The sequence below is a fragment of the Flavobacterium silvisoli genome (genome assembly GCF_004329815.1).
GTDB lineage: Bacteria > Bacteroidota > Bacteroidia > Flavobacteriales > Flavobacteriaceae > Flavobacterium > Flavobacterium silvisoli.
Genome location: NZ_SJPE01000001.1, coordinates 191,311 through 217,513, shown reverse-complemented (window position 1 = coordinate 217,513; position 26,203 = coordinate 191,311). Strand labels below are relative to the sequence as shown.

Sequence of the window (26,203 nt, the reverse complement as noted above, 5' to 3'; positions counted from 1 at the left end):
TTTCAAATTTAAAGGTGCAAAGATAAGTTTAAAGTTTCAGAGTTGCAAAGTTTCAGAGTTGCAAAGTTTTGATGGAATTTGTAGGTTTGTTTTTAACAAAAAACAAGATACAGCATGAAAACAGAAAAAGTATTGGCCGTCATTGTGATAATTGGATTGATTTTGAAATTTTTTCATATTCCGGGAGGGAATATCTTGACCATTTTGTCGATGATGACAATTTCATTCTTTTATTTTCCTTTAGGGTTTTATTTTTTAAGTCATAAGAAAATCGACAACACAACAGTTGGGTTTTCTATATTATCAGGATTTTTGTTGTCGACACTTGTTACAGGCTGTTTATTCAAATTCATGAGTTGGACAGGAGCAATGATGGTTTTGAGTGTTGGAATTATATCTTGCTTACCGATAGCTTTTATTGCTTATCGAAAATTCACCAAACAAAAAGAGAGTGAGCACTCAGATTATTATAAAAATATAGTGGTGAGAGTTGCTTTCTTTGGAATTTTAGGGTTACTGGGATCTTTAATCTGAGTTATTTACAGCAGCTTTTTTTCTTCTGTTTCGTAAAAAGCATCCACAGACAGCTTTGGAAGACTTGATGCATAAACAGCCAACTCATCACAGCGTTCGTTTTGCGGATGGTTGTTGTGACCTTTAATCCATTTGAAATCCACTTGATGTTGTCGATATACTTTTAGGAAGCGTTTCCACAGATCAGGGTTTTTTTTGCCGGCAAAATTTTTCTTTTCCCAACCGAAGACCCATTTTTTTTCAACGGCATCCACCACATATTTAGAGTCTGATACTACCAATACTTTCATGTTGGGGTTTTTGAGTTTTTCTAAACCAACGATTACAGCCAGTAATTCCATTCGGTTATTGGTGGTATAGCGAAACCCTTCGTAAAACTCTTTTCTGTACGGAGTACCAACCATTTCCATTACTACACCGTAACCTCCGTTTCCGGGATTTCCTTTGGCAGCACCGTCGGTGTATATGTGGACTTGATGTGACATTTCTGGAGTCAGGGTTTCAGGATCTGGGCAATTACTTTCGGGAAATATTCATGTTCTAATTCGTGAACTTTGGCGGCAATCTCTTCGGGAGTCTTGCAATTTTCGATGTTGGCAGCAGTTTGGAATATGAATTCGCCTTCATCGTAGTGTTCGTTTACATAATGAATGGTGATACCGGTTTCGTGTTCTTTATTTTCTAAAACAGATTTGTGCACATTCATGCCATACATCCCTTTGCCGCCGTATTTTGGTAATAATGCAGGATGAATATTGATGATTTTGTTCGGGAATTCGTGAACAATTGCTTCGGGCATTTTCCATAAAAAACCGGCGAGTACGATCAAATCGGGTTGCAATTCCTTGATTTTGTTCAGTACGCTGCCTTCGTTTAATTCAACTCTGTTGAAAACCCAAGTTGGGACTTGATGGGCCTGTGCTTTTGCTAAAACTTTGGCCTCGGGATTGTTTGAAAAAACAGCAATAACAGTCGCTTCTTTTTGGTTTTTAAAGAACTGAATAATGTTGTCTGCATTGGAACCGGTGCCTGAAGCAAAAAGCAAGATTTTTTTCATTGGGGAAGGCAATTTTATGGTACAAAAAAAAGAATAATTACCCGAATTAAAACCATGTATGTGTAAGATTTTGAAATAATTTTTTTAATTTCGTGAACACATTTAGTAACAAAAAGGTTGTTTTAAAATAAAGTTTTTTATTTTTGCCAACAATTAAAATTAAAAATTTAGAAATTATGTCAGACATTGCATCAAGAGTAAAAGCGATTATTGTAGACAAATTAGGCGTTGACGAAAACGAAGTTGTAACAGAAGCAAGCTTCACCAATGATTTAGGCGCTGATTCATTAGACACTGTTGAGCTTATTATGGAGTTCGAAAAAGAATTCGATATTCAAATTCCGGATGACCAAGCAGAGAACATTGCTACTGTAGGTCAAGCTATTTCTTACATCGAAGAAGCAAAAAAATAATAATAATTCACCCGTGAGAAGCCAGTTTTTCACGGGGTTTTTTATTATTTTTACTGAAAAGAGTAAAACTGATTGACATTCAATCAAAAAAATATTGAAATACCCTTGTCTCTTTAATGATTTAACTTTGAAGAAAACATGGGTATTATTTGTTTAAATACCTAGTAAAAAACACATTATGGCATTAAAGCGAGTTGTAGTAACAGGTTTAGGTGCATTGACGCCCATCGGAAATTCAATCGAAGAATATTGGGATGGCTTGGTAAATGGTAAAAGTGGCGCGGCTCCCATAACTTATTACGATACTGAAAAACACAAAACAAAATTTGCCTGCGAAGTTAAAAACTTCAATATCGAAGCCTACATGGATCGCAAAGAATCCCGCAGAATGGACAAATTTGCTCAATATGCTATTGCAGCCAGTGAAGAAGCCATTAAAGATGCAGGAATTACCGATACCAACGTTAACAAACACCGTGTGGGAGTGATTTGGGGTGCCGGGATTGGCGGACTCGAAACGTTCCAGGAGGAAGTCATCAGTTATGCCAAAGGAGACGGGACACCAAGATTCAATCCATTCTTTATTCCGAAAATGATTGCCGATATTGCCCCTGCTCACATTTCAATGCGCAATGGGTTTATGGGACCTAATTATACTACAGTTTCGGCTTGTGCTTCTTCAGCCAACGCCCTTATAGATGCTTTCAATTACATCCGTTTAGGCATGTGTGATGTGATCATCTCTGGAGGCTCAGAAGCTGCTGTAACTATTGCCGGTATGGGAGGATTCAACTCTATGCAGGCTTTGTCTACCCGAAATGAAAGTCCGGAAACAGCATCAAGACCTTTTGATGCTACGCGTGACGGTTTTGTTTTAGGAGAAGGTGCCGGTGCTTTAGTTTTAGAAGAATACGAACACGCCAAAGCCCGCGGTGCTAAAATATATTGTGAAATCGGCGGAGGCGGAATGTCGTCAGATGCTTACCATTTAACAGCTCCGCATCCGGATGGTATAGGTGTAATAGCTGTAATGCAAAACTGTTTGAATGATGCCGGAATGAAACCAACGGATGTTGACCACATCAACACCCATGGAACTTCAACGCCGTTAGGCGATGTGGCTGAGTTGAAAGCTATTAGTGCTGTTTTTGGTGACCATGCTAAAAACATCAACATTAATTCAACCAAATCGATGACCGGACACTTATTGGGTGCTGCCGGAGCTATTGAAGCAATTGCTTCTATTTTGGCTATGAAACACGGAATCGTTCCTCCAACCATTAACCATAAAGTGGTAGACGAAAATATTGACCCGAGTTTGAATTTGACTTTGAATAAAGCTCAAAAAAGAGAGGTTAAGGTAGCAATGAGTAACACCTTTGGTTTTGGAGGCCATAACGCTTGCGTATTATTCAAAAAATTAGAAGACTAAACTTTAGATGAAAATTCTAAAAAAAATATTTAAAAATTCCCGTTCAACTGAGGACGGGATTTTTTTTAAAGAAATTGAAAAAGTTATAGGTTTTAGGCCCCAAACCATCATCTACTACGAAAAAGCGTTCACTCACCGTTCTACCAACCGCACGGATTTGAAAGGAAACCCCATGAACTACGAACGTTTGGAATTTTTGGGAGATGCCATGTTGAGCGCTGTAATTGCAGCCCATTTGTACAATAAAGCCCCAGCTGGAGACGAAGGTTATTTAACCAAAATGCGTTCCAAAATTGTGAGCCGTGAGCATTTAAATGAGTTGGGACGAGACTTAAATTTAATCCGATTTGTTGAAAGTAAAGTCCCTACCCAACATTTTGGCGAGAACATACACGGCAATATTTTTGAAGCTTTAGTGGGTGCTATTTTTTTAGATAAAGGCTATGACTTTTGTGAAAAATTCATCCAGAAAAGTGTTATCACACCTTATGTAGATATCGAAAAACTGGAAGGTAAAGTCATCAGCTATAAAAGTTTGCTAATTGAATGGTGCCAAAAAGAAAAAAAGTCATTCCATTATGATGTCTTTGATGATAACGGCAATGATGGGCAAAAGTTTTTTGGCGTTCGCCTGAGTATTGATGATAAAGTAGTTGCCAAAGCCCGCGCAACCTCGAAAAAGAAAGCAGAAGAAAAGGCTTCCCAACGCGCTTATTTTGCATTTCAGGAAAAAATTAATAAAAAATAGAACAGCGTCCCAAAAGGCTACAACGTTTTCGTTCATAAAATATCGTTAAGGCAATCCTCACTTAGCGATAATCTGTAACAGATACACTATATTTACAACTTAAATTGCAAGGTATGGCCATTCACAAATTGCATTGGGATGAGTTTGACGAAATAGATTATCAGCTAATTGCTATTCATTCACCATTAGAGGATTACCGATTGGCTTATTACATTAATCAACAGCTTCCGATTAATTTAAAAAAGAGCAATTGCAATATCCACATCAGCAATAGAGAAGGAGAAACCCAATTTACTAGGTTTATTTTTGAAGATGAAAAGAAGGATATTTTCTGGAATCTGATTCAAAATCAAAATGATGTTTTAGTTGCGTCATCAGCCGGTAATGAAGGCTTGTTTGCGGATGTCAGCAGTAAATTTTCGACCAAAATTTATTTGATACCCGAGTTTAAAAAAGTGGATTACTTTTTAAAAATAGAAAATGCGGAAGATACGATAGACGTTGCGAAAATTGCAAATTGCATCAAGAAAATTGAAAGGGTTACAACAGTATACACTGTTGAAGCTGAAAAAATAAAATCGAAAAATAATTTAATTTTTTAAATAGAATGCCAACGAGAAAAAAAACTAAGATTGTAGCCACGCTGGGGCCTGCATGTAGTTCGAGAGAAGTAATTAAAGAAATGATAGATGCCGGTGTGAATGTATTTCGCATTAATTTCTCTCACGCTGATTACACTGACGTAAAAGAAAGAATCGATATTATTAGAGCACTGAACGAAGAGTTCGGGTATACCACAGCTATTTTGGCCGATTTACAAGGTCCCAAATTGCGTGTTGGGGTGATGAAAGAGGATGTGGTGGTAAAGCCCGGGGATATCATTACCTTTCAAACCGCCGAAGATGTTCCGGGAACCAAGGAACGGGTTTATATGAATTATTTGTCTTTTCCTAAAGATGTAAATCCGGGAGAACGAATCTTGTTAGATGATGGTAAGTTGATTTTTGAAGCTTTGGAAACTAACGGTACTACCGAAGTTGTTTGTAAGGTGATTCAGGGCGGTCCGTTAAAATCTAAGAAAGGAGTTAACCTGCCGCAAACCAAAGTATCCTTGCCGGCATTGACCAAAAAGGATATTAAAGATGCATTGTTTGCCATAGATGAAAAAGTAGACTGGATAGCGCTTTCCTTTGTGAGAACTCCCAAAGATTTGGAAGAATTACAAGATTTAATTGCCAAACATTCCGACCATAAAATTCCGATTATTGCTAAAATCGAGAAGCCAGAAGCGGTTGAAAACATCGATAAAATCGTTGCTTTTTGTGACGGATTGATGGTGGCTCGCGGTGATTTGGGAGTGGAAATTCCGGCGCACGAAGTCCCTTTGATTCAAAAGAAATTGATTCACAGAGCTAAAACAGCAAGAATTCCGGTAATCGTTGCTACGCAAATGATGGAAACCATGATTACCAGTTTAACACCAACCCGGGCTGAAGTAAATGATGTAGCAAATTCAGTTATGGATGGAGCAGATGCCGTGATGCTTTCGGGCGAAACTTCGGTGGGTAGTTATCCCGTAGAGGTTATCGAAAAGATGACCCAAATCATTGAAGCGGTTGAGGATTCTCCACTCATTGTAGTGCCTCAAAATCCGCCTCATGTCAGAACCAAGCGCTTTATTACCAAGTCTATTTGTTACCATGCGGCTACTATGGCCAATGACATAAAAGCCAAAGCTATTTCAACGCTGACCAACAGCGGTTATACGGCTTTTCAGATTTCTGCCTGGAGACCTCAAGCCCATATTTTGGTGTACACTTCTAACAGAAGGATTTTGACCCAGTTGAACTTACTTTGGGGAGTGAATGCTTTTTATTATGACAAGTTTGTAAGTACTGACGACACAGTAGAAGACATCAACCAAATGGCCAAAGAAAAAGGGTATGTAAAAAAAGGAGACATGCTGATTAATTTGGCGGCGATGCCGGTAGCTGATAAAGGGATGGTAAATACATTAAGAGTATCAGAAATAGAATAATTTTATTATATTTAAAGCAAAAAAATAATATGAATTCAAACAATCCATTTTTCAAATCAAAATCGTTTACGGAAAGCGCCCGTAACACAGCGGATACAACCCACGAAGCGGTAATTATTGATTACAATCAAACCATGACGGTTTCGGGTACCATCAACAAAAGTTTCCTGATGTTGATTTTGTTGATTGCCAGTGCAGCCATAACTTGGACCATGACTTACAACGGACAAAATCCAATAGTATTGACCATTGGCGGAGCTATTGTTGGTTTGATTTTGGTTTTAATTGCTACATTCCGACCGCAAAATTCGGGATTTTTAGCGCCGGGTTATGCCATATTCGAAGGGCTTTTCATTGGCGGAATTTCGTCTATTTTTGAAATCATGTATCCGGGTATTGTTATACAAGCTGTTAGCTGCACCTTTGTAACGTTTATGGTTTGTTTTGGTTTGTACAAATACGAAATTGTAAAAGTGAACGATAAGTTCAGATCGGTTGTTATTGCGGCTACATTAGCTATTGCAACCTATTATTTGATCTCTTGGTTGTTGGCAATGTTTACCAGTTTCCAGCCGGTTCATTATGGTAACTCAATGATGAGTATCGGAATCAGTGCTTTTGTAATAGTAGTTGCGGCTTTGAATTTATTTTTAGACTTTGACCAAATTGAAAAAGGAGTACAAAATAAATTGCCAAAATACATGGAGTGGTACGGAGCTATGGGATTGATGATTACACTGGTTTGGTTGTACATCGAATTCTTAAGACTACTTTCTAAGCTTTCTAAAAAATAAAAAGATTTTCAAATCGAAAAACCAGCTTTTAAAGCTGGTTTTTTTATGACTAAAATTCAAATTTCAATTGCACTACAACCGTTTTCTTTATTTCGGTATTTAAATTGTTTAACGAGATGCCGAGTAATCGAACTGACTCCTTCATTCGTTCCTGAAACAAAAGCTCCTTAGCAGTCTCTAAGAGCAATCCTTTATCAGAGATGAAGTAAGGCAGTGTTTTGCTTCGGGTTTGTGTCGTAAAATCGCTGTATTTAATTTTTAACGTTACGGTTTTTCCGGAAATGTTGTATCGCTTCAATCTCTTTTCCAGCTCACCTGCTATGCGCTCCAGTTTTTCCACCATAAATATTTCTGAAGTCAGGTTTTCATTGAACGTGTGTTCGGCTGCTACCGATTTGGCTATACGGTTAGGTTTTACCGAGCTGTTGTGAATGCCTCTGACAATGTTGTAAAAATGCAATCCGCTTTTGCTGAAATGCTCCTCCAGAAATTCTTTCGATTTTGATTTCAAATCTTTTCCGGTAAAAATCCCCAAATGGTACATTCTTTCGGTGGTTACTTTTCCGATACCGTAAAATTTTTTGATGTCGAGATTTTCTAAAAAAGACTCAACTTCTTCCGGATTTACCGTTTTCTGTCCGTTGGGTTTGTTGTAATCGCTGGCAATTTTGGCCACAAATTTATTAACCGAAATACCGGCAGAGGCGGTTAAACCAACTTCTTCAAAGATGCGTTTTCTGATTTCCTGGGCAATCAAGGTGGCACTGGGATTCCCTTTTTTATTTTGAGTAACATCCAAATACGCTTCATCCAGCGACAGAGGTTCGACCAAATCAGTGTACTCGTGAAAAATTTTCCGAATCTTTTTTGAAATTTCTTTGTAACGGTCAAAACGCGGTCGGACAAAAATTAAATCCGGACAATTTCTTTTGGCCTGAATGCCGCTCATAGCACTGCGAACCCCAAATTTACGCGCTTCATAACTTGCCGCCGATACCACACCGCGAACCTCACTTCCGCCCACAGCCAGAGGTTTTCCTCTCAACTCAGGATTGTCCATTTGTTCGACCGAAGCATAAAAGGCATCCATGTCGATATGAATAATTTTTCGATAAGAAATCGGTTCCGCCATGTCACAAATTTATAGTATCTTTCGATAAATTTTGTGTGTGATGATAGAAATAGAAAGAAAGTTTTTAGTCCTTTCGAATGATTTTTTGAAAGAAGTTTTTGTTGAAAAACGAATAGTACAGGCCTATTTAAATTCAAATCCGGAACGCGCAGTTCGAGTCAGAATTAACGGCAATAAAGGGTATTTAACCATCAAAGGAAAAGGCAACGAAACCGGTACAACCCGCTTTGAGTGGGAAACCGAAATACCAATAGCCGATGCAGACAAATTGCTTTTGCTTTGTGAAGAAGGAATTATTGAAAAAACCCGTTATGAAATAAAAATCGGCAAACACCTTTTTGAAGTAGATGTTTTTGATGGTGAAAATAAAGGTTTGATTTTAGCAGAAATTGAACTGCAATCAGAAGATGAATTTTTTGTAAAACCTCACTGGTTGGGGCAGGAGGTTACTAATGATGAGCGATTTTACAACGCCTATTTAAGCCGTCATCCTTTCAGAAGCTGGTAATTTATTTATCTTCCACTTCCAGTTTTACAATTACGGCCCCCGAATTTTTATTGTCAACCAACTCCATAAAAGCTTTTTTGGATAAATCGATTTCACGTACTTTAGAGAAAGGGCCACGATCTGTAATTTCTACGATTACCGATTTTCCGTTGGCTTCATTCGTTACTTTTACTTTAGTGCCGAAAGGCAGTTTTTTATGTGCGGCTGTGTATTTAGTATTGTCAAATCGAATTCCGCTTGCCGTTCTTTTGCCATGGAATTTTTGGGCGTAATAAGAAGCGTGAGCATTTTTTTTGTAGAATTTAAACTTTAAGTTCATTTCCGTTTTCAACGAGTCGGTTACTTGCGGAATTTCTGCCAGCGCTTTATTTTTTAGTGTGTCTACTTTGGTCAACGGAAGTGTTGCGGCTTTGGTCTTGTCTTTACTTTCTTTTGGTGCAACTGCGGTTTCTTTCGCCTTTGGTTTGTTCTTTTCTTTCTGTTGCGGTGGGTTTGTAGCCCATAACGAAGCGGAAAAAATCAGAAGAACTAAAGAAGAAAAGAAAGGGACTATTTTGGTATTCATACGGAGCATTTTAATTTGTACAACAGGTTTTGCAAAAACCATACCTTGATAAAAAAAGCCCTTTGCAGGACTTTTACTTTTTACTTAGAACCAAAGGTTCCATGGAATTCTACTCAGAATTAAAAGCAACCCCAGTCCATATAAAATGGCAATTGACTTGAACTTTGAAACGCTGTTTTCCGCTTTTTTATGTTTTGACCAACCGATGGTGATTAATACTATGGCAACGATATTTGTTAGCGGATGTTCTAAAGATGTTAATCTTAAAGCGGCGTCCTTCATAAGTCCAAACGATTCAGAGCCCAGGGGAGAGACAAAATAAAGAATTAATCCAACCAATAGTTGTATGTGTGTAGCAATTAGTCCGAAGAGTGCTATTTTACGGTCTTTTGCAGTAAACTCCTTTTGAGATGACATTCCTATAAACGAATTGACAACAGCAACAACTAATAATAACAGCGCAATATACGCCCAACCCGAGTGGAATTTTTGAATAAAGTGGTACATGGTATTTTGTTTTGGAATAACAAATATAGAGAAAAAGGCATGAAAAAACCTCACTTGGCGATGAGGTTTTCTGTTAAATAACAATTATTTGTTGCTCAAAAAATGATTTAAAAGGAATTCGGTCGAACTGTCATGCTTTTTCACAACACCCGAATCGATTTCGTCTAAAATAGAATTAGCCAATTGTTTTCCCAGTTCAACGCCCCACTGGTCGTAACTGAAAATGTTCCAAATAATACCCTGCACAAAGATTTTATGCTCATACATAGCCACTAAGGAACCTAATGATTTTGGTGTCAACTTTTGGATTAAAATGGTATTAGTAGGTTTGTTGCCGGAGAATACTTTGAATGGTAGTAAGAAAGAAGCCGTTTCAGCAGGAATTCCTTGTTTTTCCATTTCTGCTTTTACCTGTGTTTCTGTTTTTCCGTTTAACAAGGCTTCAGTTTGGGCAAAAAAATTAGACATCAACTTGTTGTGATGCTCGTCATTGCCATACAACGGTTTGATGAATCCAATGAAATCAGTCGGAATCAACTTAGTTCCCTGATGCATTAACTGAAAAAAAGCATGTTGGGAATTGGTTCCCGGTTCTCCCCAAATGATGGTTCCTGTTTGGTAATTTACCGGTTTTCCGTCACGGCCAATGCTCTTACCATTGCTTTCCATAATGCCCTGCTGCAGATAGGGGGCCAACTTTTGCAAATATTGCGTGTAAGGAATTATTGCCTCGCTTTCGGCTCCGTAAAAATTATTGTACCAAATGCTGAGCAATGCTAAAATAACCGGAATATTTTTATCAAAGGCTTCGTTTTTGAAATGTTCATCCATTTCATGTGCGCCGTTTAAAAGATTTTCAAAATGACCGAAACCAACCGCTAAACTTATGGATAAACCCACCGCACTCCAAAGCGAAAAACGGCCGCCAACCCAATCCCACATCGGAAAAATATTGTCGGGATTGATGCCAAATTGGGTTACTTTTTCAATGTTGGTAGAAACTGCAACGAAGTGTTCGGCTATGTCTTGTGGTGTAGCCGATTTCAAAAACCAAGAACGAATGGTTTCTGCATTAGTAAGAGTTTCTTGAGTAGTGAATGTTTTAGAAACGATTACAAAAAGGGTGGTTTCCGGATTTATTTTTTTAATAATTTCATTTACATGGTCGCCATCTACATTAGAGACAAAGTGTACATTCAGATGATTTTTATAGAATTGCAATGCTTCAACAATCATGGCAGGTCCCAGGTCTGAACCTCCAATTCCAATATTAACTATATCAGTAAAGGGTTTACCGGTGTGTCCTTTTCTTTGCCCCGAAATTACTTCACCAGTGAAATGTTTTATCTTGTTTTTTACTTCAAAAATCTCCGGGATTACGTTTTTACTATCTACTAAAACACTTTTATTTTTAGGCGCTCTCAAGGCGGTATGTAAAACGGCTCTGTCTTCTGTTCGGTTGATATTACCTCCGCTAAAATATTCAATTATCGCTTCTTTTAGGTTTGCCTCATAGGCTAATTCCAGCAGTAATTGCAGAGTTTCCTGATTCACTCTGTTTTTGGAATAATCAACTAAAAAATCATTCCACCGAATATGAAATTTTTCCGCTCTGGTATTATCACCGGCAAACATCTCAGACATTGAAACATTTTGCACTTGCGAAAAATGATGTTGTAATTTTTGCCAAGCATGAGTGCTGGTAGGATTCGTATCAGGTAATGCCATTTTTTTACGTTTGAATAACAAATTTACAACTATTGACGGCTTAAAAAAACGGAATGTTTTACGCTAACGTTGTAGTTAGTAATTATATTGAGAATTACTTTCTGAATTTTACATCAGAGACACTATCCAGCACTTTTTTCAACGGAAGCATTTGTTCCATGAATTTTGGTTTTAGTTTAGAGTCCATAGGAGTTGAAGTTGGCAAATTCAAACGAAGCGCATCCACCTGTACACCGTTTTTCCAGAAACGATAGCAAACATGTGGTCCTGTGGCTAAGCCTGTGCTTCCTACTTTTCCGATAATTTGTCCTTGTGTTACCCGTTGCCCGCGACGCACTAAGATTTTTGACATGTGTAAATACTGAGTCGAGTACGTTCGGTCGTGTTTTACTTTGACGAAGTTTCCGTTACCGGCAGTATATCCGGCTTGTTCAACTACTCCCGAAGCGGTGGTCATGATTGGCGTTCCTGTAGGAGCTGCATAATCCGTTCCGTTGTGAGCTTTCCATATTTTTTGCACCGGATGGAAGCGACTTTTGGTGTATCGCGATGTGATGTTTACAAATTTTAACGGGGCTTTCAGGAAGAAGTTTTTCAGAGTTTTTCCTTCTTCGTCAAAATATTGTTGTTTTCCGGTACTGCCGTCAGGAGAAAATGGGAAGGCATATATTTTTTTGCCTTTGTACTCAAAATAGGTTGCCTTTAAACTGTCGACGCCGTCATAAATAGTGTCATTAATGAATCTTTCGGTAAAGGTCATGGCAAACTTGTCGCCTTTTTGCAGTTTGAAGAAGTCGATGGACCAAGCGTATATTTTGGCGATTTTAGGTGCCAGAGCCGGATCAACTTTTAAGTTTTGAAGCGTTTCCGAAAGCGAACCATTTAAAGCACCAGCTATTGTTTTGGTGACAAATTTTACCGGTCTTGTTCTTTTATGTGCCACGACCGAATCTCTCAAGTCAACAATGTAATAATTCAGCCGATCGGGTTGGTAAATAAATGCCTGAAGTTTGTTGGTTTTATCTTTGGTACGCAGCAAAAGAAAAGGTTTTCCTTTTCGGATGGAGCGCACATCAAAAGTGTCTTTCACTTTGGCAACGATGTCGTAAACTTGATTACCGTTCAGATTTTGTTTTTCTAAAATACTGCCAAATGTATCTCCGGACTGAATAGTGTCTTCAACAATGTTGTAATCATTCAATTTAAATCCAAAGTCGACGGTAAGCGGCATACTCTTATGAGGTTTGACCGATTTTTTTTCGGTTTTATCACAAGATATTAATGTTGCTAAAGCAAAAAATATGAGGAGTATTTTTTTCAAACGTTTTATTTTTATGCAGTGCCGGTTTATTCACCCCAGTTTTTCAATTCTTCTTCACTCCACAGTTCAGGGAAAAATATTCTTCTTTGGTACTTTGGATGCATGTATTTTTTCCAATCACTGCCTCCTGTAGCTTCGCCTGAACCTTGGCCGCTTTCGATGTATTTTTTGGCTGCATTCAAATGCCCCATTACCCAGGTAATGTTTACCGTACGGTCATAATGACGCATGGCTTGTACCAGATTTTCATCTTTTTGATCGGTTTCAGGCAATTGTTTGAATTTTTGCCAAATGTTAATGGTATTGTATTCTTCCATATAACGAAGAAACTCTTCACGATATTTTCTTTCAAATTCTAAAATCAGGTATGATTTTTCTCCAGTCGTATGGTCTTTCCCGGCTGCCTGCCAATACAGGTGTTCAAACGCGTAAGAATAAGGGGTGTTTCTGTCTATGGTAGCTCTGAAACGGTAATCGATTAGATTGATTAAATCGGTTGAAGAAAACTCTATTAAACGGTATTGAGCACTTTGAAAACCGCTGGCAGGAGTCAATGTGTTTCTGAATTTCATGTATTGTTCTACTTCCATACCATCTCCCATAATGTCAAATGAAGTGGTAAGCATGTCAAAGTAGCGACTGATTCGACGGAGTTTTTCAGTGAAAAAGTCTGTTTTAGGCTTATCGGTGTGACAAAGTTGTTTGATTTCCCAAAGAATCATTTTAAACAATAATTCATTAACCTGATGGTACATGATGAAAACCATTTCGTCAGGCAAAAGTGTTCTCTGGGTTTGTAAATTTAACAGTGCATCTGTTTGAATGTAGTCCCAATATGTAATTGGTTTTGACCACAAAAGGCCTTCAAGATGGGTATCGGTTTTTTGATTGATGGCTTGGAATTTTTGCTCCAAAGCATCGAGTAATTCTTCAGTTTGTGTTGTTTTAGTATTCATTAGTCTTTTAATTTTACCATAAACGGATTTTTTAATCCTTTGAATCCGTCTAAGTCAGCTTTTATAGAGCCGACAGCCAAACTGGCTTTTATTCGCAATGGTATTTTATTGTCATCATCTGAAATCCAAACGGTTAAACTTTCTTCTTCTTTGAAGACTCTTCCCGATTGAACGATGGGCCTGAAAATCATGGTTGGAGCAGTTCCAAATTTAGTTTTTAAATCTTCTCTACCTATAAATTTTAACTTAAACTTATAAATCTCATCATCAAAAAACATGTCTACCATTACTGACTCACCGACTTTTAATTTGTCAACACTCGGATGGTTTCTCAGGTAGTAAAAAGTTGAAACAATATCCTGAACATTTTCGGTTACTGAAAACGTTTTTTCTGTTTTATTCTTATAATCTTTTACAAGTACCTTGTTTGCATCCTGGTTAAAAAAGCCTTCTTGGTTTTTGGTGTAGCCGCCTTCATCTATTTTTCTAACGAATTGGTAAGGTTTGTTGGTTTGTTTGTCGAAATAGCTTTCGTAGTTATCGTCTACTTTAAAAAAAAGACGCGACATTCCAACGGTATATCCTTTGCCTATGGCGTGATATACTTTTTTGTTGTCTTTTACGGCTTCTTTAATTTCGAGGGTAGCATAGCCGGCATTTATGAATCCGTAGTGAATTCTGAATTTGAACCATTCGCCAACATCATAAGCATCAGGTTTTTGAGTGTCGAAACTTACGGTGATAAAAAGCAACAATAAGAAGAAATACTTTTTCATTTTTTTTATTTGTTTTTATACCGTGATTGCAATATTCGTTCCAAAAGTATTAAAACAAAAAAACCCAGTCAAATTAATGACTGAGTTTTTATGCTATTAACCAACCAAAAAACTATAAATTATGAAAATTTATCCAAAAAGTTGAGGGAACCACCCCTCATTTTTTATACTGCAAAGATAATTACATTTGTTGCGGAATTACAACAAAAAAACCAACTTTAACATTAAATTAATAAAATATAGTTCTTTTTGAGGTTTAGTTTTAAATAATATTTAATAAAATGATATTTTTACAGTGTTCCTCGTAACATTTGCTCTCTTTCGATTGATTCGAAAAGGGCTTTAAAATTTCCGGCGCCAAAACCACGCGCACCCATTCTTTGAATGATTTCAAAAAATAAAGTAGGTCGGTCTTCAACAGGTCTTGTGAAAATTTGAAGCAGGTATCCTTCGTCATCGGCATCTATCATAATACCCAACTTTTGAAGTTCATGGATATCTTCTTTAAATTTACTCATGTGGTCTTTCAGTCTTTCCGGTATGGCATCATAATAAGCCTGTGGGGGAGTAGTGAGAAATTCAATACCTCGTGCTCTCATTTCGGCTACTGTTTTCAGAATGTCATCAGTTGCAACGGCGATATGCTGCACTCCCGGGCTTTCGTAAAAATCAAGATACTCTTCAATTTGTGATTTTTTCTTTCCTTCTGCCGGTTCGTTGATTGGGAATTTGATTCTTCCGTTTCCGTTGCTCATAACTTTTGACATCAAAGCAGAATATTCAGTAGTAATTTGTTTATCGTCAAAGGAAAGGAAATTCACGAACCCCATCACATCTTCGTACCATTTTACCCAGGTATTCATCTCGTTCCAGCCTACGTTTCCAACCATGTGATCAATGTATTTTAACCCTACAGGTGTCGGATTATAGTCGGATTTCCATTCTTTGTATCCCGGTAAAAAAGCTCCGTTATAGTTTTTACGTTCTACAAACATGTGAACGGTTTCTCCATACGTATAAATTCCGGCGCGTACAACCTCTCCGTGTTCGTCTTTTTCAACGGTTGGTTCCATGAATACTTTGGCTCCGCGTTTTGTAGTTTCTTCAAAAGCAGATCTTGCATCTTCAACCCAAAGGGCAACAATCTTCACACCGTCACCGTGTTTTTTTACATGTTCGCCAATAGGAGAATTACTGTTCAAAGCGGTGGTTAATACCAAGCGGATTTTATCTTGTTTTAACACATAGGATGCTCTGTCTTTTAATCCGGTTTCTAATCCGGCGTAAGCGTGTGATTGAAATCCGAAAGCTGTTTTGTAGAAATGAGCTGCCTGTTTGGCATTGCCTACATAAAACTCTACGTAATCAGTTCCTAAAAGCGGAAGGAAGTCTTGTGCTCCTTCAAATATTTTTTCAAGTCCGTATTCAACGGATTTTATTTCTTTTGACATAGTATTAAAATTATATTAGCGGGACTGTAATTTCCCAAAGTTGTGTTTATTTTTTTATTCTAACCAGGATTGATAGTATTTGTCATCGGCAATTTTCATCGCTTCTTCGGTAACCATAAGCGGTTTGAAAGTGTCTACCATGACGGCTAATTCCTGAGTGTCTTTTTTGCCAATGCTTCTTTCAACGGCTCCCGGATGCGGTCCGTGCGGAATTCCGGCCGGATGTAACGAAATATGTCCGGCTTCGATATCATTTCTGCTCATAAAGTCGCCATCCACGTAATACAGTACTTCATCAGAATCAATATTGCTGTGGTTGTATGGTGCCGGAATGGCCTCGGGATGGTAATCGTACAAACGCGGTACAAAAGAACACACCACGAAAGCATCAGTTTCAAACGTTTGATGTACTGGTGGCGGTTGATGAATTCTTCCGGTTATGGGCTCAAAATCATGAATGGAAAAAGCATAAGGATAATTATATCCGTCATAACCAATCACGTCAAAAGGATGGGTGGCATAAACCATCTCGAAAATTTCATCTTTCTTTTTGACTTTGATGATGAATTCACCTTTTTCGTCGTAGGTTTCCAATTCGTGTGGTCTGCGGATGTCGCGTTCGCAAAAAGGAGAATGTTCCAAAAGTTGTCCGAACCAGTTTCTGTACCTTTTCGGGGTGTAAATCGGGCGGTGTGATTCAACAATAAACAAGCGATTGTCTTCGGTGTCAAAATCAATTTTATAAATGATGCCTCGCGGTATTAACAGATAGTCACCGTATTTGAAATCGAGGTTGCCTAACATGGTTCTCAATTTTCCGCTACCGCGATGGATGAAAAGTAACTCGTCGGAATCGGTATTTTTATAGAAATATTCTTTTGTAGAATGTTTTGGCGCAGCTAAAACTATATGACAATCGGAGTTAGTCAGTACTATTTTTCGACTTTCTAAGTAATCGTTTTCGGGGTTCACCTGAAAGCCTCTCAGTCGGTAAGACTGAATGTTGTTCGCTTTTGAAACTTTTGGTGCAATGCTGTATTGATTGCGAATTTCTTTGACCTGAGTTGGTCGATGCTCGTGATATGAATTGGTCGACATTCCGTCAAAGCCTACCGTTCCGAACAATTGTTCATAGTACAAATTACCGTTGGGTTTTCGGAAAATGGTGTGTCTTTTGGGAGGAATGTTTCCTAGTTTATGATATAATGGCATAGTTTTTTACTTTGATAATTTTAAAATGAGATAATTCAGCTTCGCTCAATTGAGGCGTTGGCCTCGGGTGAAAATAAATTCAAATCCGAAATTATTCATAAAAGAAGTGGCCTCACTCAGGATTTCTCTTGATGAGGAATTTTAAATGTGCTAATAAATTATCCCATTTTTTCACCTAACAAATATCGTAAAAAAAGGAACGCTGAAAATGATAATTTTTCAAATTTTACAAAAAACAGAAAAGGATTAAAGCGTTTTATGATTCACTTTAATCCTTATTCTGTAATAATATGTTTCGAAAATTATTTGGATTTTTTCAAACTCAAAAAGTAAATTACCGCATGCAGTATTGAGAAGCCTATTGAGAAATAATATAGAAAATGATCATCAACAGCTTCATTTGAGTGGTGAATAACAGCCACAATCAATAAAGCAACTACCATTCCTAATCCTGACAATGCTACGGTTTTATAGCTTTTATTGTCGAATGTTCCTTTGTTTAAAACACTGTTTTTCATACCGTAATACAAATAGATGTCAAAACCAATCATCATCCATACGATTAATCGGATCCAAGTGTCTAAAGGCAGGAATACCATCATGAATAAACATACCATAACACCCAAAACAGGAACCAATGGTACCAAAGGTGTACGGAATGCTCTTGGTGCTTCGGGCATTTTGTTTCTCATGACCAATACGCCCAAACAAACTAAAATAAAAGCAAACAAAGTTCCGATACTCGTCATTTCGCCTACAACTCTCGCCGGAACAAAAGCCGCAAACAAACTAACAATCAGCATGAACAACATGTTGTTTTTGGCCGGAGTTCTGTACTTTGGATGTACTTCTGAAAATACTTTAGGCATTAAACCGTCTTTACTCATAGAGAAGAAAACACGACTTTGTCCCATCAACATTACCAAAATAACTGAAGCATACCCGGCTAAAATGGCCAAAATGATAGCTTTGTTCAGCCAAGGATAGGCCGGAGTAATCATTCCGGAAGCATCGGCAACACCCATATGGTCAATTGCAATAGCGACCGGAGCAATTCCGTCAGCACCGGCAAAAGCGGTATAGTTAACTACACCGGTCATGACATGGGCAAATAAAATATATAATACCGTACAAATTCCTAAGGATAACAATATACCGATAGGCATGTCTCTCTTTGGATTTTTTGCTTCCTGTGCAGCAGTAGAAACCGCATCAAATCCGATGTAGGCAAAGAAAACAATTGCTGCGGCACGGATGATTCCACTAAAACCGAATTCTCCGAAAGCGCCTTTGTTTTCAGGAATGTAAGGAGTGAAGTTTTCGGGTTTTATGTATTGCCATCCCAAAGTTATGAATACTAAAACAACTGATACTTTCAACAAAACAATCAATCCGTTGACAAAAGCCGATTCCTTTGTTCCTCTCATTAAGATAAGGGACATCACCATCACGATAAGCACAGCAGGAATATTAATCAGCCCGCCTTCAAAAGGAGAATGAGTAAATTGCTCGTTAAGATGAATGCCATAACCGTCGAGAAATTTGGTCAGATACCGCGACCAACTGATAGAAACAGTCGCCGCACCAACGGCATATTCCAACACCAAATCCCAACCGATAATCCAGGCAATAAACTCACCCATAGTGGCAAAGGAATAAGTGTAAGCACTCCCGGCTACGGGGATCATGGATGAAAATTCAGCATAACACAAGCCTGCAAAAACACAACCCAATGCTGCCACAACAAATGAAATGGTGATGGCCGGACCGGCATTTTGTGCAGCCGCCATACCGGTTATCGAAAATAATCCGGCACCAATAATGGCTCCTACACCCAAGGCCGTTAGACCGGTAGCGGTTAGTGTTTTTTTGAGTCCTTTTTCAGATTCATCTGCTTCAGAAAGTAGTTGATTTAAGGGTTTTCTTTTCCAAATCGACATAAAAGAGAGTTTAGTTAATAGATTTTCAAATATAGTTTTTTATGTTTAAATCGAACAAAAATAAATTTTATTCTGATTGTCAACCCATTTAAAACCAAAATCCAATACTGATAAAAGTATAGCCTTTGCTCTGTTCCGGAGACCAAGTATGTTTTATTTCTATGGGTCCCACAGCAGACTCCAATGCATACCCGATGGCATATCCATTGTATTTGGGTTTTGAAAACCAATCGCCGTTTTTAAACAGGTCATCTTCAATATTGGCATAGTTGGCGGCAAAATTGATGTGGTTTTTTTTGTAAATCTCATAGTCGAGTGTGATGCAGCCTTTGATAAAACTGTCTGCAGAAACACTCAGAAAATCATAACCGTAGAAAGGCTTGAAGTTATTGACGGCATTAAACCCATAGCCTCCCAAAATAAAATCGAAGAAATGAACACTGTCTTTACCAATGACAAATCCGGCATCGGACTGCATTTTTAGTGTAAATTTTTTGTAAAAGGTTTTGGCAAAAGCAATTTCGCCCTTGGCTATAGAATAGCGGTGGAATTCGTTGGTGTAATTCGAAGAATACAGGAATGACTGTAAATCTCCGGTAAAAAACCAGCCTTTTTTCGGAAAAAGTTTATTGTCAAAAGAGTCAAATTTGGCATAACCAAAAATACTCAGGTAGTCGCTTTTTTCAAAGGTTGGAGATATGGTTCCTAAATTATCCGATTTAATCTTTAAATACTTATACTCTACACCGGCTCCGATTAGAAACTTCTGAATAAAAACGGTTTGCATATAAGCCTGATTGGTCAAATCGGAAAAGTCAATATTGATGCTGTTGAGGCCCAACTGTGTCAGTAATTCTCCGTTTTTAAAATCGGTTTGAACATTCCTGTTAAAGGTGTTGTAGCGCGATTTCAGACCAAAGCTCCAATAAAAACCATTGTCGATGTAATAGTCTAAATTGTATCTGATATTGTCACCAAGACCCACGTCGAGAGAAACCACATCGTTTTTAAACAGGGTTTTCTTTTGTGTGATATTGGCCAAAATGGCACTTTTGTATAAACCGTCGTAGTGAAGACCGAATTTCAGGAAAGTTTTAACAGGGTTTTCGGTCAGGTTTAGTTGCAATTCATCACCACCCTGGTAAGGTTCTAAAGTATAGCTGATGCGGCTGAAGTTTTGTGTAGCGTTGATATTGTTAATTCCCTTTTTTAAATCATTGTATTTGATGACAGAGCCGTTTTTGAATCGAAGTTTTCCCAAAATGTAGGCTCTGGTGTAATTGTCCAACTTGTTTATGCTGATACTTTTTAGTTGTAAAGTGTCTTGCTGCACTTTGAATTTGTTGAGATGATAGGGCTGTGAAGGGTCTGCCAATTTGCTGATGGCCTCTATTTGAAGCATGGCCGCCTCTTCACCTTTTTTGATGATTTCCTGACCTTCATCAAATGAAATCACTCCGTAGTTGGAAATATCGGGTTTGATGTAGATGTCGGTGATTTTGATTTTCTCCTTCATCTTTTTAATCATGTCCAAATTGGTGATTTGTACCAAAATGCGGGTAGCATCTTTCAGTGATTTTCGGTCTTTCAAATCGTCTTGCACATCTACCCCAATAATGATATCGGCTCCCATTTTACGCACTTCTTCCGCCGGATAGTTGTTGACAACACCGCCGTCAATCAGTAGTTTACCGTCAATTTCTACCGGAGCAAATAATGATGGAAATGCAGAACTGGCCAACATAGCCTGCGCCAAATAACCACTTTGTAATACTACCGGTTCGCCTTTTTCAATATCAGTAGCGACACATAAAAACGGGATGGGAAGTTTATTAAAATCTTTAACGTGTCGTACCTTGTGGGTTAGTTTGGAAAGCAAATTGTAGTTGTACATCCCTTTGGAAAGCGCAATTGGGATTCCTATTTTCAGTTTATCGAAGGGCAACGAAAGCGCATACATTTCATCGTTTCGTTTTTCATAAAAACTCTTAGAAGAACGCGGAATGTAATCCTGTAGCAATTCGTCAAAATCGGTATTGTAAAAAATAGAGTCAATCTGCGAAGCACTATAACCTGTAGCATACAATCCGCCCACTACGGCTCCCATACTTGTTCCGCCTATGTAGTCAATTTTAACCCCGGCATTTTCGAGTGCTTTTAAAACCCCGATGTGAGCAAATCCTTTAGCTCCGCCTCCGCTGAGTACTAATCCGATTTTGGGTCTCTTTTGGGTAACGGGCTCCTGCGCCGAAACAATCTGAAGCAAAAAAAGACAGAGAAGTGCAACAATTGTTTTTTTCATAAAAGGCGTTAGGATTTACTGATGTTGTAAAATTCGGAAATTTTTTTGGCTTTTGAAGCACCTACAACCTCAGAAATTTCTTTTTCGGTGGCTAATTTCAATCTTTTTACACTTTTGAAGTGTTTGATGAGTGCCAACATAGTTTTTTCGCCTATGCCGGGAATGGTTTCTATGGTGGTTTGCAATGCTGATTTGCTGCGTTTGTCGCGATGGTGCGTAATGCCGAAACGGTGGGCTTCGTTGCGCAAGTGCTGAATGATTTTGAGTGTTTCCGATTTTTTGTCTAAATACAACGGCACCGAATCACCCGGATAAAACAATTCTTCGAGTCTTTTGGCAATGCCTATGATGGCTACTTTGCCGCGCAAACCTAAATCATCAATGCTTTTTAAGGCCGAGGACAATTGGCCTTTTCCGCCATCAATGATGATTAACTGTGGCAAGGGTTGGTTTTCGTCGAGCATCCGTTTGTAGCGGCGGTACACTACTTCTTCCATAGAGGCAAAATCATTGGGGCCTTCCACGGTTTTGATGTTGAAATGACGGTAGTCTTTTTTGCTGGGCTTTCCGTCTTTAAACACCACGCAGGCCGAAACCGGATGGGTTCCCTGTATGTTGGAGTTGTCAAAACATTCAATGTGGCGCGGCTCTGTGGGAAGGCGCAAGTCTTTTTGCATCTGCGCCATGATGCGGTTGGTATGCCGCTCAGGGTCAACAATCTGAATTTGTTTGAGTTGTTCCAGTCGTTGGTATTTGGCGTTGCGTTGCGATAATTCCAAAATCTGTTTTTTGTCGCCCAGTTGTGGTACCGTTACTTTTATTTTATCGCCAAAATCCAATTCAAAAGGCAGTATGATTTCTTTGGTGGTCAGATGAAAACGCTCTCTCAATTCAATAACCGCAAGGGCTAATAACTCCTCATCGGTTTCATCCAGTTTCTTTTTGATTTCCAGTGTATGCGAGCGAATGATGGCTCCGTGGGCTATTTGCAAAAAGTTGACATAGGCCATAGCTTCATCAGATACTATCGAAAACACATCCACATTAGAAATTTTCGGATTTAAAATGGTGGAGCGCGACTGGTAATTTTCGAGGGTTTCGATTTTTTCTTTTACTTTTTGTGCGGCTTCAAATTTCATTTCGGCAGCCAAATCCTGCATCATTTTCTTGAAATCGCGCAAGCTGTCTTTGAAATTGCCTTTCAGGATTTCGCGGATGGCATCTACTTGTTTTTGGTAATGCGCCAATGGTTCATAACCTTCACAAGGGCCTTTGCAGTTGCCAATATGATACTCTAAACACACTTTGTATTTGCCCGATTTGATGTTGGCATCGCTTAAATCATAATTGCAGGTACGCAACGGATAAAGCTCCTTAATCATGTCTAAAATGGTGTTCACCGTTTTAAAATTGGTATACGGGCCAAAATATTCAGAGCCGTCTTTGACCATTCTTCGGGTGGGGAATATTCGCGAAAACGGTTCTTTTTTGATGCAAATCCAAGGGTAGGTTTTGTCATCTTTGAGCATTACGTTGTACCGTGGCTGCAGCTTCTTGATGAGGTTGTTTTCCAGCAAAAGCGCATCGGCTTCTGTAGAAACGACAATGTGCTTTATCTCTGCAATCTTTTTGACCAACACATTGGTTTTGGCATTGTCATGCACTTTATTGAAATACGAGCTTACCCGTTTTTTCAGGTTTTTGGCTTTGCCCACATACAATATCTTGCCTTCTTTATCATAATACTGATATACCCCGGGGCTATCGGGCAGTGTTTGAAGCTGAAGTGCTATTGAGGGGGTTTCCATAAAAACAAAGTTAATTGAAATTGCTGTAAAAGCAAGAGAGGTGTTGCCTAACATTTATCATGTTTTTTGGTCTTGCGATGTGTTAGTTTTGGCAAAATTTACAGGTATGAACTATTGGAAAAAATTAGCCCCCAATGAGCGCAAGTACAGAATTCAAAAGGCATTGCTTGAAAATATTAATTTTTCAAAAGACAGAGCACTCGGATATCCTGCCTCAAAACTGGATGATAAAGTTTTTAATGACGATGCGCCTTTTTTGAAAGATGCTCCCATATTGCAAACCTATGTCGCCAATCCCAATAATATAGGATGTCACACTTTCGGAGCTTCGGAAAGAGCTTTTCAGGGCACGCATGAAATAGAACGCGAGGTGCTGAATGTTATTGCGGTAGATATTTTTAAAGCCGAACCCAATTCGTTTGACGGATACATATCACCCGGCGGTACCGAAGCCAACATACAGGCCATTTGGATGTTTCGCAATTATTTCATGAATAATTATGATGCCAAAAGCGACGAAATAGTCATTGTAGCTTCTGAGGATACTCATTATTCTATTCCGAAAGCGGCTAATTTACTGCAGTTGGATTGGCTGAAAATTCCCGTAGATTTCAATACCCGAGCGATGGATAAAGTACAATTGGAACTGATGGTGAAAAAAGCCAAAGCAGCCGGGAAGAAGTATTTTATTGTCATCTCCAATATGGGAACGACCATGTTCGGTTCAGTCGATAATCCCGAAGATTATATTGAGGTTTTAGAAAAGCACGAGGTAGCGTATAAACTTCATATTGATGGAGCCTATGGCGGTTTCGTATACCCGTTCAGCAACCAGCATTCGGTCATTAATTTCAGCAATCCTAAAATCAGTTCAATTACCATTGATGCGCATAAAATGCTACAGGCACCTTATGGTACCGGAATTTTCATTTGCCGCAAAGGCTATATCGAAAACGTGCTGACCAAAGAAGCCGAATATGTAGAAGGCATGGATTTGACCTTATGCGGCAGCCGCAGCGGAGCCAATGCAGTGGCTGTTTGGATGATATTGTTTACCTATGGTCCTAACGGCTGGTTTGAAAAAGTAAGCGTGTTGCAAATGCGAACCCAATTTTTGTGCAGGCAATTAGATGAGTTGGGCATTGCGTATTTCCGCGAGCCGTTTATGAACATAGTGACCATCAAAGCGGAGCACATTTCAGCAGCATTGGCCGAAAAGTACGATTTGGTGCCGCAACGCCACCACGGCAATAACGACTGGTACAAAATTGTGCTGATGGATCATGTAGAAGTAGAACATTTGACTACTTTTATACACGATTTGAAAGCCACTGTTTATGCTTAAAAAAGACCTGCGCAAAAAATACAAAGAACTCAGAAGTAAATTAACCCCTGAGGAACTCGATGACAAGAGCATGGCTATTGCCAATCGTTTGCTACAGCTCGATATTTGGGAGTTGACTTATTTTCACCTGTTTCTGACCATTGAAGAGCAAAAAGAAGTGGATACCGAATTCATACTCCAAATTTTAGCCGGAAAAGACAAAGAAATTGTAGTGGCCAAAAGCAATTTCGAAACCCGCGAAATGACACACTATCTTTTGACTGATAATACTAAATTCAGGAAAAACGAATATCATATTTATGAACCTGTTGATGGGATAGAAGTGCCGGTTTCAAAAATTGATGTGGTTTTTGTGCCTTTGCTGGCCTATGACACAAAAGGGAACAGGGTAGGGTATGGCAAAGGATTTTACGATAATTTTTTGTCGAAATGCAAGCCCGATGTGGTGAAAATAGGGTTGTCTTTCTTTGAACCCGAAGCACTAATTGAAGATGTTTTTCTAAGTGATATCCGTTTGGATTATTGCGTGACGCCTATGACTGTGTATGACTTTCGATAAGTGTTTTTTTGGCGAAAGCCTTTTTGTTGAAAACAATCAAAATACCCACTCCCGTTGAAATGGCCATATCGGCTATGTTGAAAATGGCATTGAAGAATTTAAAGTCCTCTCCGCCCCAAATAGGCAACCATTTAGGCAATTGCCCTTCCCAGATGGGAAAGTACAACATGTCAACTACTTTTCCGTGAAACCAAGTGCCATAAGGGTTGTCTGAGAATGCCGTAGCCAAATGCCCGTAACTGTCGTCAAATACTACCCCGTAAAACACCGAGTCGATAATGTTTCCGGCTGCTCCGGCAAAGATTAAAGCAATGGCCACCATCAGATAGTTGGAGCTGTGTTTGCGGCTCGAATCGTAGAGCCAGTAGCCAATACCAAAAATTGCCACAATTCTGAAAACCGTTAGGATCAGTTTACCGTATACCCCGGGAATTCTGGCTCCCCAAGCCATACCTTCATTTTCTATGAAATGAATACGCATCCAATCGAAAACAAAAATTTCTTCGTTAAGAGCGAAATTCGTTTTGATATAAATTTTGGTAAACTGGTCAACCAATAGAATAATTGCAATGATTAAAACGGAATTTCGTAATGACATTTTTCTGATTTTGATGCGCAAAAATAGTATTTTTTTCTAAAAAATAACGCTCCGTTCAGGAGCGTTATTTTATTTGTAGTAAAGTTGTTATCGCTGTAAATTTTTAGCTTCAATGCTCATGGTAGCATGAGGTACGATTTTTAATCTTTCCTTAGAAATTAATTTTCCGGTTACTTTACAAATCCCGTAGGTTTTGTTCTCAACGCGGAACAATGCGTTTTTTAAATCGCGGATGAATTTCTCTTGGCGAATAGCTAATTGTGAGTTCGCTTCTTTCGACATGGTTTCGCTGCCTTCTTCAAACGCTTTGAACGTGGGCGAGGTATCGTCGGTGCCGTTGTTTAAGTCGTTCATATAAGCGCTTTTTATAAGGTCCAAATCGGCTTTGGCTTTTTCAATCTTTGCTAAAATAATTTCCTTGAACTCAGCTAAATCAGCATCCGAGTATCTTAATTTTTCTTCTACCATAATCTTTCGTA

26 protein-coding genes are annotated in these 26,203 nt (G+C 38.6%); 10 read left to right on the top strand and 16 right to left on the bottom strand.

The features are described from left to right. The first annotated feature begins 114 nt into the window (after positions 1 to 114). Positions 115 to 534 (top strand): hypothetical protein, encoded by a 420-nt coding sequence (locus tag EZL74_RS00885; protein ID WP_131474700.1) that lies wholly within the window; start codon positions 115 to 117, stop codon positions 532 to 534. A 5-nt stretch (positions 535 to 539) separates the two neighbouring features. On the opposite strand, the gene rnhA is transcribed toward EZL74_RS00885, so the two are convergent. Then, positions 540 to 1,019, bottom strand: coding sequence for a ribonuclease HI (gene rnhA / locus EZL74_RS00880; protein WP_131474699.1), 480 nt, complete (start codon positions 1,017 to 1,019; stop codon positions 540 to 542). 8 nt (positions 1,020 to 1,027) lie between these two features. Continuing rightward, positions 1,028 to 1,591, bottom strand: coding sequence for a phosphoribosylglycinamide formyltransferase (gene purN, locus EZL74_RS00875; RefSeq protein ID WP_131474698.1), 564 nt, complete (start codon positions 1,589 to 1,591; stop codon positions 1,028 to 1,030). Positions 1,592 to 1,767: 176 nt separating this feature from the next. Here purN and EZL74_RS00870 point away from each other — a divergent pair, with 176 nt between their 5' ends. From EZL74_RS00870 to EZL74_RS00845, 6 genes are all read left to right on the top strand, one after another. Continuing rightward, positions 1,768 to 2,004 carry an acyl carrier protein gene (locus tag EZL74_RS00870; RefSeq protein ID WP_007137004.1) on the top strand — a complete coding sequence of 79 codons (237 nt, stop codon included), beginning with the start codon at positions 1,768 to 1,770 and terminating at the stop codon, positions 2,002 to 2,004. A 178-nt stretch (positions 2,005 to 2,182) separates the two neighbouring features. Beyond that, positions 2,183 to 3,436, top strand: coding sequence for a beta-ketoacyl-ACP synthase II (gene fabF / locus EZL74_RS00865; protein ID WP_131474697.1), 1,254 nt, complete (start codon positions 2,183 to 2,185; stop codon positions 3,434 to 3,436). A gap of 7 nt (positions 3,437 to 3,443) precedes the next feature. Continuing rightward, positions 3,444 to 4,184, top strand: a complete 741-nt coding sequence (gene rnc, locus EZL74_RS00860; RefSeq protein WP_131474696.1) for a ribonuclease III — start codon at positions 3,444 to 3,446, stop codon at positions 4,182 to 4,184. Positions 4,185 to 4,297: 113 nt separating this feature from the next. Then, a complete protein-coding gene (locus EZL74_RS00855; protein ID WP_131474695.1) occupies positions 4,298 to 4,786 on the top strand; it encodes an IPExxxVDY family protein in 489 nt (162 codons plus the stop codon). Positions 4,787 to 4,791: 5 nt separating this feature from the next. After that, positions 4,792 to 6,222, top strand: coding sequence for a pyruvate kinase (pyk, locus tag EZL74_RS00850; protein ID WP_131474694.1), 1,431 nt, complete (start codon positions 4,792 to 4,794; stop codon positions 6,220 to 6,222). A 29-nt stretch (positions 6,223 to 6,251) separates the two neighbouring features. Then, positions 6,252 to 7,016, top strand: coding sequence for a Bax inhibitor-1/YccA family protein (locus tag EZL74_RS00845; protein WP_131474693.1), 765 nt, complete (start codon positions 6,252 to 6,254; stop codon positions 7,014 to 7,016). A gap of 49 nt (positions 7,017 to 7,065) precedes the next feature. Here EZL74_RS00845 and dinB read toward each other — a convergent pair whose 3' ends face one another. Next, complete coding sequence (dinB, locus tag EZL74_RS00840; RefSeq protein ID WP_131474692.1) at positions 7,066 to 8,148, bottom strand: DNA polymerase IV; 1,083 nt, start codon at positions 8,146 to 8,148, stop codon at positions 7,066 to 7,068. A 40-nt stretch (positions 8,149 to 8,188) separates the two neighbouring features. Between dinB and EZL74_RS00835 the strand changes: the two genes are divergently transcribed. Then, positions 8,189 to 8,656: a CYTH domain-containing protein gene (locus tag EZL74_RS00835; protein WP_131474691.1), complete on the top strand. Its 468-nt coding sequence runs from the start codon at positions 8,189 to 8,191 to the stop codon at positions 8,654 to 8,656. Between the two features lies 1 nt (position 8,657). Here EZL74_RS00835 and EZL74_RS13315 read toward each other — a convergent pair whose 3' ends face one another. The 11 genes from EZL74_RS13315 to uvrC all read right to left on the bottom strand — a co-directional run bounded on the left by EZL74_RS13315 (position 8,658) and on the right by uvrC (position 23,222). Then, the gene (locus tag EZL74_RS13315; RefSeq protein ID WP_131474690.1) at positions 8,658 to 9,221 is read right to left on the bottom strand and encodes a septal ring lytic transglycosylase RlpA family protein; all 564 of its coding nucleotides are present in this window, start codon (positions 9,219 to 9,221) and stop codon (positions 8,658 to 8,660) included. A gap of 84 nt (positions 9,222 to 9,305) precedes the next feature. Continuing rightward, positions 9,306 to 9,728 (bottom strand): hypothetical protein, encoded by a 423-nt coding sequence (locus EZL74_RS00825; RefSeq protein WP_131474689.1) that lies wholly within the window; start codon positions 9,726 to 9,728, stop codon positions 9,306 to 9,308. A gap of 84 nt (positions 9,729 to 9,812) precedes the next feature. Further along, a complete protein-coding gene (gene pgi, locus EZL74_RS00820; protein ID WP_131474688.1) occupies positions 9,813 to 11,456 on the bottom strand; it encodes a glucose-6-phosphate isomerase in 1,644 nt (547 codons plus the stop codon). A 94-nt stretch (positions 11,457 to 11,550) separates the two neighbouring features. Further along, entirely contained in the window at positions 11,551 to 12,777 is a 1,227-nt protein-coding gene (locus EZL74_RS00815) for a M23 family metallopeptidase (RefSeq protein WP_240034539.1), read from the bottom strand. Between the two features lie 26 nt (positions 12,778 to 12,803). Further along, a complete protein-coding gene (locus EZL74_RS00810; protein ID WP_131474686.1) occupies positions 12,804 to 13,733 on the bottom strand; it encodes a tryptophan 2,3-dioxygenase family protein in 930 nt (309 codons plus the stop codon). After that, a complete protein-coding gene (locus EZL74_RS00805) occupies positions 13,733 to 14,509 on the bottom strand; it encodes a DUF3108 domain-containing protein (RefSeq protein WP_131474685.1) in 777 nt (258 codons plus the stop codon). The genes EZL74_RS00810 and EZL74_RS00805 overlap by 1 nt, the downstream gene beginning before the upstream one ends. A gap of 290 nt (positions 14,510 to 14,799) precedes the next feature. Next, positions 14,800 to 15,960, bottom strand: a complete 1,161-nt coding sequence (gene hppD / locus EZL74_RS00800) for a 4-hydroxyphenylpyruvate dioxygenase (RefSeq protein ID WP_131474684.1) — start codon at positions 15,958 to 15,960, stop codon at positions 14,800 to 14,802. A 54-nt stretch (positions 15,961 to 16,014) separates the two neighbouring features. Continuing rightward, positions 16,015 to 17,172, bottom strand: a complete 1,158-nt coding sequence (locus EZL74_RS00795; RefSeq protein WP_131474683.1) for a homogentisate 1,2-dioxygenase — start codon at positions 17,170 to 17,172, stop codon at positions 16,015 to 16,017. A gap of 302 nt (positions 17,173 to 17,474) precedes the next feature. After that, a complete protein-coding gene (locus EZL74_RS00790) occupies positions 17,475 to 19,112 on the bottom strand; it encodes an amino acid permease (protein WP_131474682.1) in 1,638 nt (545 codons plus the stop codon). A gap of 88 nt (positions 19,113 to 19,200) precedes the next feature. Further along, positions 19,201 to 21,414, bottom strand: a complete 2,214-nt coding sequence (locus tag EZL74_RS00785) for a patatin-like phospholipase family protein (RefSeq protein ID WP_131474681.1) — start codon at positions 21,412 to 21,414, stop codon at positions 19,201 to 19,203. 8 nt (positions 21,415 to 21,422) lie between these two features. Next, positions 21,423 to 23,222: an excinuclease ABC subunit UvrC gene (uvrC, locus tag EZL74_RS00780; RefSeq protein WP_131474680.1), complete on the bottom strand. Its 1,800-nt coding sequence runs from the start codon at positions 23,220 to 23,222 to the stop codon at positions 21,423 to 21,425. A gap of 106 nt (positions 23,223 to 23,328) precedes the next feature. Between uvrC and EZL74_RS00775 the strand changes: the two genes are divergently transcribed. Together EZL74_RS00775 and EZL74_RS00770 are read left to right on the top strand one after the other, a co-directional pair. Further along, complete coding sequence (locus EZL74_RS00775) at positions 23,329 to 24,567, top strand: pyridoxal phosphate-dependent decarboxylase family protein (RefSeq protein ID WP_131474679.1); 1,239 nt, start codon at positions 23,329 to 23,331, stop codon at positions 24,565 to 24,567. Next, the gene (locus EZL74_RS00770) at positions 24,560 to 25,126 is read left to right on the top strand and encodes a 5-formyltetrahydrofolate cyclo-ligase (RefSeq protein WP_131474678.1); all 567 of its coding nucleotides are present in this window, start codon (positions 24,560 to 24,562) and stop codon (positions 25,124 to 25,126) included. The genes EZL74_RS00775 and EZL74_RS00770 overlap by 8 nt, the downstream gene beginning before the upstream one ends. Here EZL74_RS00770 and EZL74_RS00765 read toward each other — a convergent pair. Beyond that, entirely contained in the window at positions 25,101 to 25,724 is a 624-nt protein-coding gene (locus EZL74_RS00765; protein ID WP_131474677.1) for a lipoprotein signal peptidase, read from the bottom strand. The genes EZL74_RS00770 and EZL74_RS00765 overlap by 26 nt on opposite strands. Positions 25,725 to 25,811: 87 nt before the next feature. Further along, positions 25,812 to 26,192 (bottom strand): TraR/DksA family transcriptional regulator, encoded by a 381-nt coding sequence (locus tag EZL74_RS00760; protein ID WP_131474676.1) that lies wholly within the window; start codon positions 26,190 to 26,192, stop codon positions 25,812 to 25,814. Positions 26,193 to 26,203 lie beyond the last annotated feature (11 nt).

Bases quoted from the DNA above. Each gene is read 5' to 3' on its own strand.
- EZL74_RS00885 (WP_131474700.1), top strand. From the start codon at position 115: ATGAAAACAGAAAAAGTATTGGCCGTCATTGTGATAATTGGATTGATT.
- rnhA (WP_131474699.1), bottom strand. From the start codon at position 1,019: ATGTCACATCAAGTCCACATATACACCGACGGTGCTGCCAAAGGAAAT.
- purN (WP_131474698.1), bottom strand. From the start codon at position 1,591: ATGAAAAAAATCTTGCTTTTTGCTTCAGGCACCGGTTCCAATGCAGAC.
- EZL74_RS00870 (WP_007137004.1), top strand. From the start codon at position 1,768: ATGTCAGACATTGCATCAAGAGTAAAAGCGATTATTGTAGACAAATTA.
- fabF (WP_131474697.1), top strand. From the start codon at position 2,183: ATGGCATTAAAGCGAGTTGTAGTAACAGGTTTAGGTGCATTGACGCCC.
- rnc (WP_131474696.1), top strand. From the start codon at position 3,444: ATGAAAATTCTAAAAAAAATATTTAAAAATTCCCGTTCAACTGAGGAC.
- EZL74_RS00855 (WP_131474695.1), top strand. From the start codon at position 4,298: ATGGCCATTCACAAATTGCATTGGGATGAGTTTGACGAAATAGATTAT.
- pyk (WP_131474694.1), top strand. From the start codon at position 4,792: ATGCCAACGAGAAAAAAAACTAAGATTGTAGCCACGCTGGGGCCTGCA.
- EZL74_RS00845 (WP_131474693.1), top strand. From the start codon at position 6,252: ATGAATTCAAACAATCCATTTTTCAAATCAAAATCGTTTACGGAAAGC.
- dinB (WP_131474692.1), bottom strand. From the start codon at position 8,148: ATGGCGGAACCGATTTCTTATCGAAAAATTATTCATATCGACATGGAT.
- EZL74_RS00835 (WP_131474691.1), top strand. From the start codon at position 8,189: ATGATAGAAATAGAAAGAAAGTTTTTAGTCCTTTCGAATGATTTTTTG.
- EZL74_RS13315 (WP_131474690.1), bottom strand. From the start codon at position 9,221: ATGAATACCAAAATAGTCCCTTTCTTTTCTTCTTTAGTTCTTCTGATT.
- EZL74_RS00825 (WP_131474689.1), bottom strand. From the start codon at position 9,728: ATGTACCACTTTATTCAAAAATTCCACTCGGGTTGGGCGTATATTGCG.
- pgi (WP_131474688.1), bottom strand. From the start codon at position 11,456: ATGGCATTACCTGATACGAATCCTACCAGCACTCATGCTTGGCAAAAA.
- EZL74_RS00810 (WP_131474686.1), bottom strand. From the start codon at position 13,733: ATGAATACTAAAACAACACAAACTGAAGAATTACTCGATGCTTTGGAG.
- EZL74_RS00805 (WP_131474685.1), bottom strand. From the start codon at position 14,509: ATGAAAAAGTATTTCTTCTTATTGTTGCTTTTTATCACCGTAAGTTTC.
- hppD (WP_131474684.1), bottom strand. From the start codon at position 15,960: ATGTCAAAAGAAATAAAATCCGTTGAATACGGACTTGAAAAAATATTT.
- EZL74_RS00795 (WP_131474683.1), bottom strand. From the start codon at position 17,172: ATGCCATTATATCATAAACTAGGAAACATTCCTCCCAAAAGACACACC.
- EZL74_RS00790 (WP_131474682.1), bottom strand. From the start codon at position 19,112: ATGTCGATTTGGAAAAGAAAACCCTTAAATCAACTACTTTCTGAAGCA.
- EZL74_RS00785 (WP_131474681.1), bottom strand. From the start codon at position 21,414: ATGAAAAAAACAATTGTTGCACTTCTCTGTCTTTTTTTGCTTCAGATT.
- uvrC (WP_131474680.1), bottom strand. From the start codon at position 23,222: ATGGAAACCCCCTCAATAGCACTTCAGCTTCAAACACTGCCCGATAGC.
- EZL74_RS00775 (WP_131474679.1), top strand. From the start codon at position 23,329: ATGAACTATTGGAAAAAATTAGCCCCCAATGAGCGCAAGTACAGAATT.
- EZL74_RS00770 (WP_131474678.1), top strand. From the start codon at position 24,560: ATGCTTAAAAAAGACCTGCGCAAAAAATACAAAGAACTCAGAAGTAAA.
- EZL74_RS00765 (WP_131474677.1), bottom strand. From the start codon at position 25,724: ATGTCATTACGAAATTCCGTTTTAATCATTGCAATTATTCTATTGGTT.
- EZL74_RS00760 (WP_131474676.1), bottom strand. From the start codon at position 26,192: ATGGTAGAAGAAAAATTAAGATACTCGGATGCTGATTTAGCTGAGTTC.